The sequence below is a fragment of the Mesorhizobium sp. WSM4846 genome (genome assembly GCF_055811415.1).
Genome location: NZ_JBVVPZ010000096.1, coordinates 1 through 1,313 on the forward strand (window position 1 = coordinate 1; position 1,313 = coordinate 1,313).

Consider the following 1,313-nt stretch of genomic DNA (forward strand, 5'->3'; position numbering starts at 1 on the left):
TGTCCGAACCGGATAGATAGGTAACAGAATGGACTGATTGCATGGGTGACAGTTTTCTCCTTCGCCGGGAGGACCGGCGATGGTTTGGCGAGAGACTGGCATCATGGATGAGCGGCTTCGGTTTGTTGTGGAGTGCCTGGCGGGTGATGAGACGATGACGCAGCTTTGTGCTGACTTCGGCATATCGCGCAAGATCGGCTACAAATGGCTGGGACGGTACCGGGAGTTCGGCCCGGAAGGTCTGCATGACCGGCCGCGGGCGCCGCTCAATCATGGCCGGGCGACGGCGGTGGATCTGGTGGAGCGGATCGTTGCTTCGAAGGAGGCACATCCACTGTGGGGGCCGAAGAAGATCATGGCGCGGCTCAAGCGCACCGCTCCCGAGTTGGCCTGGCCGTCGGCCTCGACGGCTGGCGCGATCCTTCAGCGGCATGGGCTTGTCGGTCGGCGGCGCGCCCGCTGGAAGGCGGCGGGCAACGGACCATGGCCGCCAGCTGAGGAGCCGAACGCGGTGTGGACGGGCGACCACAAGGGCTGGTTCCGCACCCGTGACGGGTGGCGCTGCGAACCGTTGACGGTGATGGATGCGTCGTGCCGCTACCTTTTGGCGCTCGAAGCGACGGGCTCGACGGCGGACGACGAGGCTTGGCCGGTGTTCGAGCGGCTGTTTGAGGAACATGGCCTGCCGGATCGGTTCAGAAGCGACAATGGCTCGCCTTTCGCGTCGGCCGGCGTCACCGGGCTGACGCCGCTGTCGGTGCGCTTTATCAAGCTCGGCATCACGCTGGAGCGGATCGCACCCGGCAAGCCGCAGCAGAACGGATGCCACGAGCGCTTCCACCTGACCATGCTGCCGCTGGCCAAGGCGCCGGAGGCCGACAGAACCGCCCAGGGCCAGGCTTTCGAAGCCTTCCGGCGCAGCTACAATGAGGAGCGTCCGCATGAGGCGCTGGCCATGGACACCCCGGCGCAGCATTACCGCTCCTCGTCGCGCGCCATGCCTGCGACACCGCCCGAGCCCGACTATCCGGCCGAGGCGGCGGTGCGCAGCGTGCGCCACAATGGCGAGATCAGGTGGAACGGTGGTTTCGTCTACGTTTCCAAGGCGCTGGCCGGCGAAGCGGTCGCCGCCATCGAAACCGAGGATGGTCAATGGGCGCTCAGCTTCCATGCCCACCCGCTCGGCATCCTCGACACCGGGCGCATGAAGCTTGTCCGCCGCAGCGCCGCGCCAATCAAACCGCATGGCGCTGCGGCGGACACGACAGGGGGAAAACTGTAACCCATGTATCCGGTTCAAAGTGTTACCCATC

1 protein-coding gene is annotated in these 1,313 nt (G+C 65.7%); it reads left to right on the top strand.

Annotation, left to right across the window (positions count from 1 at the left end):
* The first annotated feature begins 79 nt into the window (after nucleotides 1–79).
* A complete protein-coding gene (locus tag AC0L15_RS33150; protein ID WP_287250819.1) occupies nucleotides 80–1,282 on the top strand; it encodes an integrase core domain-containing protein in 1,203 nt (400 codons plus the stop codon).
* Nucleotides 1,283–1,313 lie beyond the last annotated feature (31 nt).